Source organism: Pseudoalteromonas sp. HL-AS2, from assembly GCF_031198805.1.
Lineage (GTDB): Bacteria > Pseudomonadota > Gammaproteobacteria > Enterobacterales > Alteromonadaceae > Pseudoalteromonas > Pseudoalteromonas nigrifaciens.
The window spans coordinates 124,605-140,689 of the sequence record NZ_CP133571.1 but is presented as its reverse complement, the minus strand read 5'-3'; the positions used below and the strand labels follow the sequence as shown (position 1 = coordinate 140,689).

At 42.6% G+C, this 16,085-nt stretch carries 11 protein-coding genes, 3 tRNA genes and 2 rRNA genes; 4 read left to right on the top strand and 12 right to left on the bottom strand.

The window, feature by feature from the left end; all coding sequences use genetic code 11:
* Positions 1–36 precede the first annotated feature (36 nt).
* Positions 37–756 carry a response regulator transcription factor gene (locus tag RB215_RS00665; protein ID WP_011326853.1) on the top strand — a complete coding sequence of 240 codons (720 nt, stop codon included), beginning with the start codon at positions 37–39 and terminating at the stop codon, positions 754–756.
* Here RB215_RS00665 and RB215_RS00660 read toward each other — a convergent pair.
* The 7 genes from RB215_RS00660 to nudE form a co-directional block, all read right to left on the bottom strand.
* On the bottom strand, positions 753–2,264 hold the full coding sequence (locus RB215_RS00660) for a YifB family Mg chelatase-like AAA ATPase (RefSeq protein ID WP_182684127.1): 1,512 nt from the start codon (positions 2,262–2,264) through the stop codon (positions 753–755). The two genes, RB215_RS00665 and RB215_RS00660, sit on opposite strands and share 4 nt — an antisense overlap.
* A gap of 33 nt (positions 2,265–2,297) precedes the next feature.
* On the bottom strand, positions 2,298–2,912 hold the full coding sequence (locus tag RB215_RS00655) for a trimeric intracellular cation channel family protein (protein ID WP_011326851.1): 615 nt from the start codon (positions 2,910–2,912) through the stop codon (positions 2,298–2,300).
* Positions 2,913–3,749: 837 nt separating this feature from the next.
* A tRNA-Met gene (locus tag RB215_RS00650) sits at positions 3,750–3,826 on the bottom strand.
* 173 nt (positions 3,827–3,999) lie between these two features.
* Positions 4,000–4,076, bottom strand: a tRNA-Met gene (locus tag RB215_RS00645).
* A gap of 195 nt (positions 4,077–4,271) precedes the next feature.
* Positions 4,272–4,348 (bottom strand) — tRNA-Met (locus RB215_RS00640).
* A 152-nt stretch (positions 4,349–4,500) separates the two neighbouring features.
* Entirely contained in the window at positions 4,501–5,286 is a 786-nt protein-coding gene (cysQ, locus tag RB215_RS00635) for a 3'(2'),5'-bisphosphate nucleotidase CysQ (RefSeq protein WP_011326850.1), read from the bottom strand.
* Entirely contained in the window at positions 5,279–5,851 is a 573-nt protein-coding gene (nudE, locus tag RB215_RS00630; RefSeq protein WP_309217147.1) for an ADP compounds hydrolase NudE, read from the bottom strand. The genes cysQ and nudE overlap by 8 nt, the downstream gene beginning before the upstream one ends.
* A 62-nt stretch (positions 5,852–5,913) precedes the next feature.
* Between nudE and yrfG the strand changes: the two genes are divergently transcribed.
* Positions 5,914–6,561 carry a GMP/IMP nucleotidase gene (yrfG, locus tag RB215_RS00625; RefSeq protein WP_011326848.1) on the top strand — a complete coding sequence of 216 codons (648 nt, stop codon included), beginning with the start codon at positions 5,914–5,916 and terminating at the stop codon, positions 6,559–6,561.
* Positions 6,562–6,576: 15 nt separating this feature from the next.
* Here the strand turns inward: yrfG and RB215_RS00620 are convergent, their stop codons facing one another.
* The 3 genes from RB215_RS00620 to RB215_RS00610 all read right to left on the bottom strand — a co-directional run bounded on the left by RB215_RS00620 (position 6,577) and on the right by RB215_RS00610 (position 8,008).
* Complete coding sequence (locus RB215_RS00620; RefSeq protein ID WP_086994344.1) at positions 6,577–7,200, bottom strand: dUTP diphosphatase; 624 nt, start codon at positions 7,198–7,200, stop codon at positions 6,577–6,579.
* 106 nt (positions 7,201–7,306) lie between these two features.
* Positions 7,307–7,675, bottom strand: coding sequence for a YacL family protein (locus RB215_RS00615; protein WP_011326846.1), 369 nt, complete (start codon positions 7,673–7,675; stop codon positions 7,307–7,309).
* A gap of 114 nt (positions 7,676–7,789) precedes the next feature.
* On the bottom strand, positions 7,790–8,008 hold the full coding sequence (locus RB215_RS00610; RefSeq protein WP_011326845.1) for a hypothetical protein: 219 nt from the start codon (positions 8,006–8,008) through the stop codon (positions 7,790–7,792).
* A gap of 314 nt (positions 8,009–8,322) precedes the next feature.
* Between RB215_RS00610 and uvrD the strand changes: the two genes are divergently transcribed.
* Together uvrD and RB215_RS00600 are read left to right on the top strand one after the other, a co-directional pair.
* On the top strand, positions 8,323–10,488 hold the full coding sequence (gene uvrD / locus RB215_RS00605; protein ID WP_058372303.1) for a DNA helicase II: 2,166 nt from the start codon (positions 8,323–8,325) through the stop codon (positions 10,486–10,488).
* Positions 10,466–12,535, top strand: a complete 2,070-nt coding sequence (locus RB215_RS00600; protein ID WP_309216672.1) for a GNAT family N-acetyltransferase — start codon at positions 10,466–10,468, stop codon at positions 12,533–12,535. The genes uvrD and RB215_RS00600 overlap by 23 nt, the downstream gene beginning before the upstream one ends.
* Before the next feature lie 313 nt (positions 12,536–12,848).
* Here RB215_RS00600 and rrf read toward each other — a convergent pair.
* A 5S ribosomal RNA gene (gene rrf, locus RB215_RS00595) occupies positions 12,849–12,963 on the bottom strand.
* A 145-nt stretch (positions 12,964–13,108) separates the two neighbouring features.
* Positions 13,109–15,999: ribosomal RNA gene (locus RB215_RS00590) — 23S ribosomal RNA — on the bottom strand.
* Between the last annotated feature and the right edge of the window lie 86 nt (positions 16,000–16,085).

Here is a 16,085-nt window from a genome sequence, read left to right as displayed (position 1 = left end):
ACCATAGAAAACTATAAGCATTAACAATAAAGTATTATGACTATTCATGTTTTATTGGTTGAGGACGACGAATTACTCGTTAAACGCATCCAAAATCATTTTACAAATACCGAGTTTACAATAGAAGTTGACCCTACTGGCGCCGATGCACTGAGCACTATAAGGTCGCGAGTTAATTTGCGCGGTGCTTTTTCATTAGCCATTATTGATATTGTTTTACCAAAGCGCGACGGCTTACAACTTGCAAAAGAGCTAAATACCCTTACCGATATTGGCGTAATTTTATTATCGAGCCGTGATTCACAGGCCGATCGTATTGCTGGCCTTGCCCAAGGCGCAGACGACTACATATGCAAACCCGTAGACTTACTTGAACTAGAGCTGCGCATGCGTGCTTTATATAAACGCATTGCACACTTAAATTCAGACAATGATAAAAACGATGATAACGGCGAAGAGTTTATAGAATATGCCGACTTTAAATTACACCCCGACAACCGCACACTAATTACAGCTACAGGTGCTGAATCGCGCTTAACCGAAGCGGAACATAAAGTACTTATTTGTTTAATTGGTAACGCAGGTAAAGCAACTTCTCGCGAAAAAATATCTGAAGAAATAGGCCAGCCTGATTGGAGCCCAAACGATCGTACTGTGGATGTGTTAATTGGCCGTTTGCGTAAAAAATTAAATGATGAAAAAGATCAAAAGCGCATTGTTACTGTACGCGGTAAAGGTTATATGCTCTCTATTTAGTACTTAGTTAATTGCGCTAGTAAGCGCTCAAAGGCGCGGTAGTTAAGTGCTTCTTTTAGCTCATCTAAGCTAATACGCTCCGCCCCTTTTAAATCACTAATAGTACGCGCGACTTTAATTATTCTATGGTATGAGCGTGGCGATAATGCCAGTTTTTCACTCGCTCTGGCTAAAAACTGCAACTCAGTGGAAGCGAGATCACAATGTATACTCATTTCTTTATTGTTTAACCGCGCATTCACTTTACCTTGGCGTTTTAGCTGCAAATAATAAGCAGCCTCTACTCGCGCTCTTACTACTGCACTGGTTTCTTCGGGTTTGCTACTTTGTAACTCAACACTCGTTAGCCTTGGTAATTCAATTTGTAAGTCAATACGGTCAATAAACGGCCCCGAAACACGCGACAAATAACGCATTACTTGATCAGGCGTTGCCCGCTTATCATTATGGCAACCTGTAGGGCTGGGGTTTAGCGCCGTAATAAGCTGAAACTGCGCCGGAAACTCCATTTGCCTTGCCGCACGCGAAATAGTGACCGTACCAGTTTCCATAGGTTCACGCAGCGAATCGAGCACTTTACGTTCGAACTCTGGCAACTCATCTAAAAAAAGCACGCCATTATGCGCCAATGAAATTTCACCCGGTTTAGGGTTTGACGAGCCACCGACTAATGCAACGGCAGAGCAGGTATGGTGAGGATTGCGAAATGGCCGTTGTCGCCAATTAGTTAAATCAATCGACTGGCCAATAATAGAATAAAGCGCCGCAGTAGCAATTGCTTCATCATCTGACATGGTTGGCATAATGGTTGCCATACGTTGAGCCAGCATTGACTTACCCGTACCAGGGGGTCCTAAAAATAGTAAGTTATGGCCTCCTGCAGCGGCAATTTCGAGTACTCGCTTTGCCCCAGGCTGGCCTTTCACATCACTTAAATCAAGCAAAAAATCAGGAGCTTGCGTACAATCTGGGTATTGTATATTTAACGGCAGTGGTTGCTGATTAAGTAAATCGCCCCACACTTCTGCAATAGAGCTTACGGCTTTGCGTTTAACCCCGTTAACTAAACTGGCTAAGCTATCATTTGCCAGTGGTAAAAAACAGCAACGGTCCTGCTCTTTAGCAGCAAGCACCGAGGGCAAAATAGCATTTACGCCACGTATCTCACCGTTAAGTGCCAGCTCCCCATAAAACTCATATTTATGAATGTCAGAGCACACTATTTGCCCTGAGGCGACTAAAATACCTACGGCAATAGCAAGATCGAATCGGCCACCGTCTTTTGGTAAATCGGCAGGGGCTAAATTAACAGTAATACGTTGATCGGGAAAACCAAACTTAGAATTTTCAAGTGCGCTACGCACTCTGTCTTTAGATTCTTTAACCGAAGCCTCGGGCAAACCGACAATATGAAAAGCAGGCAAACCATTACCTAAATGCACCTCAACAATCACTTCGGGGGCATTTATGCCCACCTGAGCACGAGAATATATGCGAGCTAACGACATTCCCTATCCTAATAAATACCCTTTAGCTTTAGTTTAGTCGGGATATTTAAAAACGTGTAATACAATACCCCATTTTATGGCTGCAAAACGCAGTAATAGAGTCATCAACATACTCAAAATCATCGCAACTTCAACGATAAGCGAAAAGTTAATACACAAGGTGTACACTATTCCCCCTGCTATACAGGTGGTTGCATAAAGCTCGCCCTTTAACAGCATGGGGATCTCTCGGGCAAGTACATCACGAATTAGGCCACCAAAACATCCAGTAATAACCCCCATAATCACTGCTGTCATATCTGGCATACCGGCAAGCAATGCTTTTTGTGTGCCCATCACGGCAAAAAAAGCTAAACCAAACGCATCGGCAATTTGTAAGTTATAGTGGGGTATGGTTCTTTGCTTATTTATTAGTCGCGTTGTTAGTAATATTGCAGCTAAAATTGCAGCAAAATAACTTTGGTCGTGCAGCCAAAATACCGGAACATTTAATATCACATCGCGAACAGTTCCTCCGCCGATAGCGGTTACGGTAGCAAGTACAACAACACCAAAGCCATCCATCTTCTTTTCATACGCTACCAAGGTGCCCGATATGGCAAATACTGCAACACCTATTAAATCAAACCAGTGGTAAAGTTCTGTCATGCCTACTCTTGCTAAAATATTTACGTTATTGCTACATAAGCTACGCTAAGTTTAAAAAAATAACTACTTTTAGCACTAATTAAGCTACTAAGTTCCTTTTATATTCAAAACTAGTCTATAAACCCTATGAGTTAAATTAACCTTTATAGCCGTTTATTACTCCTTCCTGATTAGCCAATTGAACGTGGTAAACAGTAAAGCGACGGCTTTTGGGTTGTAAGTCATTCGCCAAACTTTAGACATAAAAAAACACTCTTTAAGAGTGTCTGTTTATTCTTATTTATTTCAGTGGTTGCGGGAGCCAGAGTTTATGAAGAGCGAACGCATCACGCAGTGACGACGACCTTCGGGTTATGAGTCACTCACTAAATTTTAGACATAAAAAAACACTCTTTAAGAGTGTCTGTTTATTCTTATTTATTTCAGTGGTTGCGGGAGCCAGGGTTTATGAAGAGCGAACGCATCACGCAGTGACGACGACCTTCGGGTTATGAGTCACTCACTAAATTTCAGACATAAAAAAACACTCTTTAAGAGTGTCTGTTTATTCTTATTTATTTCAGTGGTTGCGGGAGCCAGGGTTTATGAAGAGCGAACGCATCACGCAGTGACGACGACCTTCGGGTTATGAGTCACTCACTAAATTTCAGACATAAAAAAACACTCTTTAAGAGTGTCTGTTTATTCTTATTTATTTCAGTGGTTGCGGGAGCCAGGGTTTATGAAGAGCGAACGCATCACGCAGTGACGACGACCTTCGGGTTATGAGTCACTCACTAAATTTCAGACATAAAAAAACACTCTTTAAGAGTGTCTGTTTATTCTTATTTATTTCAGTGGTTGCGGGAGCCGGATTTGAACCGACGACCTTCGGGTTATGAGCCCGACGAGCTACCAGACTGCTCCATCCCGCGCCTGAAATTGTATACTTATTTAAAGTTGCTTACATTACAACTTAGCTTCCAATTAGAAATTGGTTTCGGGAGCCTAATTTATAACGACTACCTTTGCTGGCTAATGAAGAGCTGAGACCGACAAGTTTTTCATTAACTAACATTTACAGTAACCTCAATCCTCTAAAGGAAATTGGTTGCGGGAGCCGGATTTGAACCGACGACCTTCGGGTTATGAGCCCGACGAGCTACCAGACTGCTCCATCCCGCGCCTGTATATTTTAAGTCTATCGACTACTTTATTTTATCTCTTAAGCTAGAGTTTACAGTAACCTCAATCCTCTAAAGGACATTGGTTGCGGGAGCCGAATTTAAAACGACTACCTTTGCTGGCTAATGAAGAGCTGAGACCGACAAGCTTTTCCCTAACTAACATTTACAGTAACCTCAATCCTCTAAAGGAAATTGGTTGCGGGAGCCGGATTTGAACCGACGACCTTCGGGTTATGAGCCCGACGAGCTACCAGACTGCTCCATCCCGCGCCTGTAATTTCTTTAAAACAAATCCGTAATAATTACGAGCCTGCCTTGAAGAGAGCGCTACTATATAGGAATAAACATATAATGCAAGGCTTTAGTTATTATTATTGTTTAAGTGAACAAAAAGCAAGCAAGTGGTGTTATAAGCATTCCCATTAATGTGGGTTAATCATTTTTTGCCACTCCCAATCAGGGTGCCCCATTACAATGAAGTCTGGATTTTCAGTGCTTTCACGCTGATTATAAGTTAGTGGGTTAAACTCTGCATCGGTAATACTGCCGCCAGCTTGCTCAACTATAATTTGTGATGCGCCCGTATCCCACTCACCAGTGGGGCCTATTCTTAAAAAACAGTCAGCCTTTCCTTCTGCTACAATACATGCCTTTAAAGAGCATGACCCTAAAGCAACGGTAGTAAATTGGGCGTTAAGGTACTGGCTCACTGCTTCAATTTTTTGGCGGCGGCTCACTGCAACCGTTAAGTTATCGGGTGAGGCTACAAATATTTGCTTATCGCTACCATTTTTACGCTTAAATGCCCCATTATCGGCGCTCGCAAAATAGGTTACCCCTTTTGTAGGCCAATGAATAACTCCCAGCACAGGTTGGTTATTCTCAATGAGTGCTATATTTACCGCAAAGTCGCCACTTTCTAAAATAAATTCTCCGGTACCATCCATAGGATCAAGTAACCAATAACGTTGCCAATGCTGCCTATCGGCTAATGCTGGGATCGGTGTTTCTTCTGACATAATAGGAATATTGGGTGCTAATGCCTCTAAACCAGCCACAAGTACGTCGTTAGCAGCAAGATCAGCTTTAGTAACTGGTGTGTTGTCTAGCTTTTGCTCTTTGCCAATATCACCATTTTTATAAATAGCCATAATGGCATCACCAGCACGCTCAGCCAATAATATACAAGGCTCTAGTAATTTATTCATCAATGACTCCTGATGCTAAATACTGATCTAATAATAATAAAGCAGCTACACTGCGTGCTTCGGTAAAATCGTCTTGTGTTAATAATGACCGCCAATCGGTTAATGGCCACTTAACAACGACCAGTGGCTCTGGCTCATCACCGGGCAATGTTTGTGAATACAATTGTTTAGCGACCATAATGTGCATGGTGGTATTAAAATGACTTGGCGCTATAGATACCGCTTTTAATCGTTTTAGGTAATCTGCACCAAAACCAACTTCTTCTTTAAGTTCGCGATTAGCGGCTTGCTCTGGTGTTTCACCTGGGTCAATTAACCCTTTAGGAAAACCCAGTTGATAGTCGTTAGTACCAGCGCAATATTCTCGCACTAGTAGTAATTCGTTATCTTTAGTTAACGGCACAATCATTACTGCACCTCGCCCGCCGCCACGAATTCGCTCATATTGACGTTTTTCGTTATTAGAGAATTTAAGTTCTAAAGATTCCACGGTAAATAAGCGACTTTTAGCTACAACTTTATTACTGAGGATTTGCGGTGGTATAGGGTGCTTTTTCTGTGTCATTGGCGTTAATTTGCTATCATGGCAGTTGTGCTTAATCATAAACTTTTCACAGGGAAAAGCCCATGCTAAATTGGTCAAAAATCGATACAGTTTTACTCGATATGGATGGAACATTACTCGATTTACATTACGATAGCCATTTTTGGCTTAACGTTATTCCACAACAGCACGCATTAGCAAAAAATATTAGCTTTGAAGCAGCGCAAGCTGATATTTCAAAACGCTACCAAGCCGTTAGCGGAAAAATACAATGGTACTGCTCAGATTATTGGGAGCAACAGTTAAACCTGCCTATTATGGAACTAAAGCGACAGTCTAAGCACTTAATAAAAGTGCGCGACGATGTGCCGTACTTTTTAACTGAACTTAAAAAAGCAGGTAAAGAGTTAATTTTACTTACTAACGCCCACCCTGAGTGTGTAATGCTTAAATTTGAGCAAACTGCAATTGATAACTACTTAGATGGAGTCGTATCGACTCATGAATATGGGGTAAGTAAAGAGCAGCAAAGCTTATGGCAACAGGTGCAAAGTGACTTAGGATTTAACAAAAGCCGTACGCTTTTTGTTGATGATAGTGTTCCTGTACTCAACGCTGCACGCCAATACGGTATTGAACACTTGCTTGCGGTTGCTAACCCAGACAGCCAACAACCACATAACGATATAGCCGATTACTTAAATGTTACCGACTATCGCAAGCTAATTTAATTATTTTAGCGCAAACTATTTTGTTGGATATCGTGCCTCTAAGCCTTCGTACACTAATTTTGCAAAATCTGCATGTTCGGTATTAAGGCTTTTAACAACTTCTACTAAATGCTCGTTATCTTCTTGGCCATCCCACACTTTAATGTAACTGCCATCTTTATAGCCATGATCTTGGCGGAAGAAGTTTAAGGTATTTTTACCTACATAACCTCGGTATAAATCGTCAATATTCATACCTATTTGTGCCATACAACCTGCAAAAGCAGCCGCATTAAAAGTTTTATCTGCGACAGCAGATGCCGCCAATACTTCCAGTGTTTGCTTAAAGTCATCGGCTTGATGGGCAGTGCTTAATTCTAGCTCAAGCTGTTTAGCTATTTTTTCGTAGCTGGTGATACCGTCAATTCTGAGTGACAAGCCAAAATGAAAAATATCCACTAACTCTAAAATAACTTGTTCGGTATCAGGCGTTTGTTTTTTCCACCATTTCCAACCGTAATGATCGAGCATTTCTGCACACTCAACCCAAATGGCTCTGTACCAATCAAACCCTTGGCTAAACCATTGGTCATGTACTTTGGTATTCATGGCATTTTGCATTTCTAGCATCACTACTAGTTTGTTTAAATTGGCAGACATATCAATTCCTGTCGTTTTTGATTAGCTAAATTTTCATTAGTGTAATAATACAGATAAAATGCTTGTTGTGCATTGCTGTATATTTTCATTAGCGTGCTAACTATGTTTATCTTGAAGTCGTAAACTCATGCCATGAGTTTATTAGGTCTATAAAATCTTCAAAACCACAACCACTGCTTAGGCCATTTTCTTCAAGCATTAAATCGTCGTCTTGATAAGCCATAAGATCTTCACTGTCTTGGTGCAGAGCATGGGCTTCAAATAGAGCTTCGTCTTTCGTTAAAATTAAATCTATTTCTTGGCCCTTTAGCGTTAAAGGCTCAAAGCTTGAACTCACCGATGCAATAAGCGCTTGCACCATAGCTATTTTATCTTTGCCTATTTCTTCGTTTAACCAGCGGCCAATTATGGCATGCTCGCTACTTATTTTAATGCGTAATCCGCTAATTGGATCGCGAATAAATTGATATTCCATACGTATCGCTTTTAAATCGTTAGTTGCGCAATTATATACGTAAATAGCTGCAGACGCTAAAAAGCAAAATAGCGCCAAAAGGCGCTATTTTATAAAGCTTTAATATTAATTACGTCACGATCTATAACGTGCTGCATCAATAATTGCCCAAACATATACAATAGCGGCAATTATTCCTGGCACAATTAAAAACCATAATGCCGCACCACCAAAAAATAATATAGCGAATATAAGCGCGGCAAGAATACGCCCTTGCACTAGCTGCCCCAACCCCGGGAAAAATATATTACATAATGCTGCGATTACGTTACCGCCTGAACCTTGTCCTGACATACTAACCTCTGTAGTTTATTTAATTTTTATATTTTAGCTATAGAATTACTTACACACTCTATGCCAATTTAATAAATGTTACAAATCATATAGTTGTATTTTTATCAGTTTAACGCTGTGGTGATTTTTACTAAATTGAGGTCAAATTAGCAATTTTTATTATATCTTTTTAACCTTTTTCTTTTTTGATTTGCTATCAAGCTACTAGTTTAGAACATAATTTTATGAATAGCTGTGTATAAAAACAGTATTTTATTTAGCCTAACAAAAACACCTGCTATACTGCCCGCATTATTGATTAAAAAGGCGTAACGATGGACGTTTCACAATTACTCGATGGCTTAAACGACAAACAACGCGATGCCGTTGCAGCCCCACTACAAAACATGCTGGTATTAGCAGGTGCTGGGTCTGGTAAAACACGAGTGTTGGTTCATCGTATTGCTTGGCTAATGCAAGTTGAGCAAGCCTCAGCGTATAGTATTTTTGCGGTTACCTTTACTAATAAAGCAGCTAAAGAGATGCGTACTCGCGTTGAAGAGACGCTAAAAGCGCCGGTTGGTGGTATGTGGATTGGTACTTTCCATGGTTTGTCGCACCGTATTTTACGCGCGCACCACCGTGAAGCAAAATTACCCGAAGCATTTCAAATTTTAGACTCAGACGATCAGCTACGTATGATCAAACGTTTATTAAAATCGATGAATATTGATGATAAAAAATGGCCCGCTAAACAGTTTGGTTGGTACATAAGCGCTAAAAAAGATGAAGCACTTCGCCCTAAAGATATTCAAGCCTACGATATTAACGAGCAAATGATGCTGCGCGTGTACGCGGCGTATCAAGAAGCATGCGACAGAGCAGGCTTAGTCGATTTTGCCGAAATACTACTGCGCAGCTACGAAGTACTCAAAAATAACCCTACACTACTGCGCCATTATCAACAGCGCTTTGCACACATGTTAGTAGACGAGTTTCAAGACACCAACACCATACAATACGCATGGTTAAAACTACTTGCTGGCGACTCCAATAGTATTATGATTGTTGGCGATGACGATCAGAGTATCTATGGTTGGCGCGGTGCAAAAATAGAAAACATTAAACGTTTTTTAACTGACTTTAGCGCAGAGACCATTCGTCTTGAGCAAAACTATCGCTCTACCGCCACTATATTAAAAGCCTCAAATGCCCTGATCCAAAATAACTCAGAGCGTATGGGTAAAAGCTTATGGACCGACGGTAACGAGGGCGAACCTATTTCTATTTACGCCGCATTTAACGAGCTAGACGAAGCGCGTTTTGTAAGTAGTAAACTGCGTAGTTGGTTAAATGCCGGCAATGCGCTGCAAGATGCGGCTATTTTATATAGAAGTAATGCGCAATCACGTGTACTCGAAGAAGCCATGCTACAAGAAGGCCTAAAGTATCGTATTTATGGCGGCATGCGATTCTTCGAACGCCAAGAAATTAAAGACGCCCTGTCGTACTTACGCATAATAGGTAACCGTCAAGACGATGCTGCATTTGAACGAGTAATTAATACTCCAGCTCGTGGTATTGGCGATAAAACGCTAAGCCATATACGCGACTGTGCACGCGCCGAATCGTTACCACTTTGGTATGCAGCAAAAGCAATTGTAGAGCAACAACATTTATCTGGCCGCGCTTCTGGTGCAGTGAGTAAGTTTGTCGAACTAGTAGAGCATATTGAAGATAAAATTAGCGATCTAACGCTACATGAGCAAGCTAAGTACGTTATTCAAACTTCTGGGTTAATGGCAATGTACCAAGCCGAAAAAGGTGAAAAAGGCCGTGCCCGAGTAGAAAACTTAGAAGAACTTATTAGCGCTTGCGATCAGTACGAATTGCCTGAGGAAGAAGAATATAGCTCTCCTCTACAAGGCTTTTTAGCGCATACCTCGCTTGAATCTGGTGAAGGACAAGCAGAAGAGCACGAAGACGCCGTACAAATGATGACATTGCACTCAGCTAAAGGTTTAGAATTTCCGTTAGTGTTTATGGTTGGCGTAGAGGAAGGTATGTTCCCTTCTCAACAAAGTAATGAAGAGTCTGGCCGTTTAGAAGAAGAACGCCGCCTTTGTTATGTAGGTATGACCCGCGCTATGGATAAACTATATATTAGCCATGCCGAAAGCCGTCGTTTATACGGACAAGAAAAATACCATACACCATCGCGCTTTTTACGGGAAATTCCCGAGGACTGTGTTGAAGAAATTCGTATTAAAACCCAAGTATCTCGACCACCCGCTGCAGGGCGTTTTAGCGCATCAGTTAGTCACGCTGCATTTGAAGATAGCGGCTTTAACTTGGGGCAACGTGTACTGCATGCTAAATTTGGTATTGGTACAGTACTTAATTACGAAGGTGCGGGTGCGCAATCTCGCGTACAAGTCAACTTTGATGATTTAGGTAGTAAGTGGTTAGTAACGGCATATGCAAGACTACAAGCTATATAAAAAGCAACTCATACAACTAGAACAACAATTAGCTGGCGCGCATCACCGCCAGCTAGTGCTTGTTACTGGCAATGATAATTGGTGCTATGAGCTGACAAACTCACTAGTACAAAATACTAATACACTTACTCTATCTAAACATTGTGCACTTAAAAATGCTCAATGGCCTGCACACATTCACCAAATATTAGGACAAGAATTTACCCACGCCATTTACGATGGCTTTAGTGGCTTATACCCCGATAAGTTGGCCGCAATTGCTGGTACAGTTAGAGCTGGCGGAGTATTGTTTGTATTACTTCCTGAGCTGGGTAACCTAAATAACTGGCAAGATCCCGCATTAAAAAGTGTCCAGTCTCATGGCCACAGCAATCAATATAGTTTATTCAATCAGCGTTTCAGCTCTATTATTAAAAGCTTACCGGCCTTGCATTACAGTGAAGAATTTGGCTGCATCAATAATAATTATAACTATGTCCTGCACAGTAATATTGATTTTGAACCGCAGAAAAACTGCGTAGCACAAATAGTAAAAGTAGCTCATGGTCGCGCCAATAGACCGCTACTGATCAATGCAGATAGAGGCCGAGGAAAGTCAGCCGCATTAGGCCTAGCAGCCGCAAAATTAGCTGATAAAAATGTAATTATTTGCGCCACTCAATTTAGAGCAACACACAGCAGCTTTAAACACTTAGCTGCACAGCTAAATGTTAATTACGATCCATTACAAAAACAGCTTGCTAACATGCAATATATTGCGCCAGACGCTCTGTTAAATGAGCTTCCCGAGTGTGACGTACTCTTAGTAGATGAAGCTGCTGCTATCCCAGTGCCTATGTTATTAAGCATGTTAGCGCATTATCCTCGTATTGTATTTGCAAGCACCTTAGTAGGTTATGAAGGCAATGGTAGAGGCTATACAATTCGCTTTAGTCAATATATTAAAAACCACTACAAAGCTTCTAAAGTAATTACTCTTGATGAGCCATTGCGCTTTGCTAAGCAAGATCCACTTGAGCAGCATATTCGTAGTTTATTAGCACTTGATGCACAGTATCAAGAGACTAATAGCAATAAATCGCAGATTCCTAAGCATAGTGAAGTAACTCAGCAACAACTCGTAACTGATGAAGCACTATTGTGCCAAGTCGTTGCTTTACTTGCACTTGCTCATTATCAAAGTAGTGTGAATGATTTACGCCAGTTGTTAGATGCGCCATCGCAACGCATATTTATCAGCAAAATAGACAAGCAATTAGTGGGTGTATGCTTAATCGCGATAGAAGGCGGTTTAAGTGAAGAACTTACTAAGCAAGTTATAAGTGGTGAGCGCCGCCCACAAGGGCATTTAATGGCGCAAACACTTGCACAACTGAGCTTTAACAGTGATTTTTTAACTCATTTAAGTGCGCGAGTTGTCCGTATTGCAATTGATCCAAGCTCACATAATTGTGGCCTAGGAAAAGCATTACTGAGCTATAGCGAGTCACAAGTAAAAGAACAATGTACTTGGTTTGGTGCTAGTTTTGGTGCCACTGCACAATTGCTAAAATTTTGGCAAAGCCTAGGCTTTAATGCTGTTAAATTAGGTTACCAACGCGACAAAAGCACTGCTGAGCACGCAACTTTAGTTGTTAAATCTCTTAATGCATCACAACAAAGTTTACAGTCACTGATTAAACAGTTTCAATACGAGCTGTTTTATGGCCTATTAAGCCACTTTAAGTCATTAGAATGGCAACTGGTTAGCACATTACTGCGCTCATTTAATGATGAGGTAATAGCTTCTGATACGTTAAGGTTATTTACACAGCAACTCAGCAGTAACCGCTTTACTATTTCCCCCACTCTCTGGCGTTTAATTAGCCAAAATCCTGTTATAATTACTAGGATAGCAGCCAATCAGCAGCAACTTTTAATTCAAACAGTTTTACAACACCATACCGATGAGCAACTTATTAAAAATTTAAATCTCAGCGGCAAAAAGCAATTAGAACAACAGTTTAGAAACACAACAAACATACTCGCAAAGCAACTTTCTTCATAAAGCCATTTCACTTTTCTGCAGACGTAAAAAAGCCCGAATCGTTAAATTCGGGCTTTCTACAATTTGGGGTCGGCGCGCTACTTCGTAGCGACAACGCAGTAGAATGTCGTAAGTGCCCACAGCGGTGGAAAATCACAGTGCAAATGCACCACATTCATTGGCTAGTGGTGATGTTTTTATGATTTGAGTGTCGGGTGTCGCTACGCTCGCCCGACCTACGCGGGAGACTTGTGTACATTATTCACCCACATTTCACTTTTCTGCAGACGTAAAAAAGCCCGACTATTTCTAGTCGGGCTTTCTACAATTTGGAGCCTGGCAATGTCCTACTTTCACATAGCAAATGCTACACTATCATCGGCGCTGTTTCGTTTCACTACTGAGTTCGGCATGGGGTCAGGTGGGTCCAAAACGCTATTGTTACCAAGCAAATTAGGGCGTTAATTCGTATCACTACAAATTAACTGAATTTGGAAAATATCTGATAATATTTTTTAAGTCTTTGCGTAAATATCTACTTTAGCAATATTAACTTCTTGCTTGAACTGTCACATAAAACGCGTTTGGCGTTGTATGGTTAAGCCTCACGGGTAATTAGTACAAGTTAGCTTAATGCCTCACAGCACTTCCACATCTTGCCTATCAACGTTGTAGTCTCCAACGGCCCTTCAGAGAGCTTATAGCTCTAGTGAGAAATCATCTCGAGGCCTGCTTCGCGCTTAGATGCTTTCAGCGCTTATCAGTTCCGAACGTAGCTACCGGGCAATGCCATTGGCATGACAACCCGAACACCAGCGGTTCGTTCACTCCGGTCCTCTCGTACTAGGAGCAACCCCTCTCAATTCTCAAACGCCCACGGCAGATAGGGACCGAACTGTCTCACGACGTTCTAAACCCAGCTCGCGTACCACTTTAAATGGCGAACAGCCATACCCTTGGGACCGACTTCAGCCCCAGGATGTGATGAGCCGACATCGAGGTGCCAAACACCGCCGTCGATATGAACTCTTGGGCGGTATCAGCCTGTTATCCCCGGAGTACCTTTTATCCGTTGAGCGATGGCCCTTCCATTCAGAACCACCGGATCACTATGACCTACTTTCGTACCTGCTCGACGTGTCTGTCTCGCAGTTAAGCTGGCTTCTACCATTACACTAACCGTACGATGTCCGACCGTACTTAGCCAACCTTCGTGCTCCTCCGTTACTCTTTAGGAGGAGACCGCCCCAGTCAAACTACCCACCAGGCACTGTCCGTAACCCCGATTCAGGGGCCAACGTTAGAACATCAAAACTACAAGGGTGGTATTTCAAGGTTGACTCCAACAAAACTAGCGTCTCATCTTCAAAGTCTCCCACCTATCCTACACATGTAGGTTCAATGTTCAGTGCCAAGCTGTAGTAAAGGTTCACGGGGTCTTTCCGTCTAGCCGCGGGTACACAGCATCTTCACTGCGATTTCAATTTCACTGAGTCTCGGGTGGAGACAGCGTGGCCATGGTTACACCATTCGTGCAGGTCGGAACTTACCCGACAAGGAATTTCGCTACCTTAGGACCGTTATAGTTACGGCCGCCGTTTACCGGGGCTTCGATCAAGAGCTTCTCCCTAAGGATAACCCCATCAATTAACCTTCCGGCACCGGGCAGGTGTCACACCGTATACGTCATCTTGCGATTTTGCACAGTGCTGTGTTTTTAATAAACAGTCCCAGCCACCTGGTCACTGCGGCTCCCGTCCGCTTAGAGAGCAAGTCTCATCACAGATAGGAGCGTACCTTCTCCCGAAGTTACGGTACGATTTTGCCTAGTTCCTTCACCCGAGTTCTCTCAAGCGCCTTAGTATTCTCTACCTGACCACCTGTGTCGGTTTGGGGTACGATTCCATATAATCTGAAGCTTAGAGGCTTTTCCTGGAAGTATGGCATCAGCAACTTCATCACCTTAGTGACTCGTCTCGTGTCTCAGGTTTAATGTTCGTCCGGATTTACCTAAACAAACGCCCTACTCACTTTCACATGGACTACCAACGCCATGCTTGCTTAGCCTGCTCCGTCCCCCCATCGCAATTATATCGAGTACAGAAATATTAATCTGTTTCCCATCGACTACGCCTTTCGGCCTCGCCTTAGGGGTCGACTTACCCTACCCTGATTAACATGGGATAGGAACCCTTGGTCTTCCGGCGTGGGAGTTTTTCACTCCCATTATCGTTACTCATGTCAGCATTCGCACTTCTGATACCTCCAGCAACCCTCCCGGGTCACCTTCAACGGCTTACAGAACGCTCCCCTACCACTCAGAATAAATTCTGAATCCGCAGCTTCGGTGCATAGTTTAGCCCCGTTACATCTTCCGCGCAGACCGACTCGACCAGTGAGCTATTACGCTTTCTTTAAAGGATGGCTGCTTCTAAGCCAACCTCCTGGCTGTCTGGGCCTTTCCACATCGTTTCCCACTTAACTATGACTTTGGGACCTTAGCTGGCGGTCTGGGTTGTTTCCCTCTTCACGACGGACGTTAGCACCCGCCGTGTGTCTCCCGGATATTACTTTACGGTATTCGGAGTTTGCAAAGGGTTGGTAAGTCGGGATGACCCCCTAGCCTTAACAGTGCTCTACCCCCGTAAGTATTCGTCCGAGGCTCTACCTAAATAGATTTCGGGGAGAACCAGCTATCTCCCGGTTTGATTAGCCTTTCACTCCTAACCACAAGTCATCCCCTAACTTTTCAACGTTAGTGGGTTCGGTCCTCCAGTTGATGTTACTCAACCTTCAACCTGCTCATGGCTAGATCACCGGGTTTCGGGTCTATACCTTGCAACTATTCGCCCAGTTAAGACTCGGTTTCCCTACGGCTACCCTAATCGGTTAACCTCGCTACAAAATATAAGTCGCTGACCCATTATACAAAAGGTACGCAGTCACCCAACAAGTGGGCTCCTACTGCTTGTACGTACACGGTTTCAGGTTCTATTTCACTCCCCTCACAGGGGTTCTTTTCGCCTTTCCCTCACGGTACTGGTTCACTATCGGTCAGTTGGGAGTATTTAGCCTTAGATGATGGTCCACCTATATTCAGTCAAAGTTTCACGTGCTCCGACCTACTCGATTTCACTTAAAATGTCTTTTCATGTACGGGACTATCACCCTGTATCGTGGCGCTTTCCAGCAGCCTTCCATTAACACATAATAAGCTTAAGGGCTGTTCCGATTTCGCTCGCCGCTACTTTCGGAATCTCGGTTGATTTCTTTTCCTACGGGTACTTAGATGTTTCAGTTCTCCGCGTTCGCCTCGTTAACCTATGTATTCAGTTAACGATACCTGCAAGCAGGTGGGTTTCCCCATTCGGAAATCCTAGTCTCAAGTGCTTTTTACTAGCTTGACTAGGCTTATCGCAAGTTAATACGTCCTTCATCGCCTCCAACTGCCAAGGCATCCACCGTGTACGCTTAGTCACTTAACCATACAACCCAAACGGGTCTTTGTTGTGTGACAGTTTAACTTCGCCAGAAGTCAATATTGAATACTAAAGTAGATACCAATCAATCA

Coding starts and splice junctions, on each gene's coding strand:
- uvrD (WP_058372303.1), top strand. CDS start 8,323: ATGGACGTTTCACAATTACTCGATGGCTTAAACGACAAACAACGCGAT.
- RB215_RS00655 (WP_011326851.1), bottom strand. CDS start 2,912: ATGACAGAACTTTACCACTGGTTTGATTTAATAGGTGTTGCAGTATTT.
- RB215_RS00600 (WP_309216672.1), top strand. CDS start 10,466: ATGCAAGACTACAAGCTATATAAAAAGCAACTCATACAACTAGAACAA.
- RB215_RS00660 (WP_182684127.1), bottom strand. CDS start 2,264: ATGTCGTTAGCTCGCATATATTCTCGTGCTCAGGTGGGCATAAATGCC.
- RB215_RS00620 (WP_086994344.1), bottom strand. CDS start 7,200: ATGTCTGCCAATTTAAACAAACTAGTAGTGATGCTAGAAATGCAAAAT.
- cysQ (WP_011326850.1), bottom strand. CDS start 5,286: ATGAATAAATTACTAGAGCCTTGTATATTATTGGCTGAGCGTGCTGGT.
- nudE (WP_309217147.1), bottom strand. CDS start 5,851: ATGACACAGAAAAAGCACCCTATACCACCGCAAATCCTCAGTAATAAA.
- RB215_RS00665 (WP_011326853.1), top strand. CDS start 37: ATGACTATTCATGTTTTATTGGTTGAGGACGACGAATTACTCGTTAAA.
- RB215_RS00610 (WP_011326845.1), bottom strand. CDS start 8,008: ATGTCAGGACAAGGTTCAGGCGGTAACGTAATCGCAGCATTATGTAAT.
- RB215_RS00615 (WP_011326846.1), bottom strand. CDS start 7,675: ATGGAATATCAATTTATTCGCGATCCAATTAGCGGATTACGCATTAAA.
- yrfG (WP_011326848.1), top strand. CDS start 5,914: ATGCTAAATTGGTCAAAAATCGATACAGTTTTACTCGATATGGATGGA.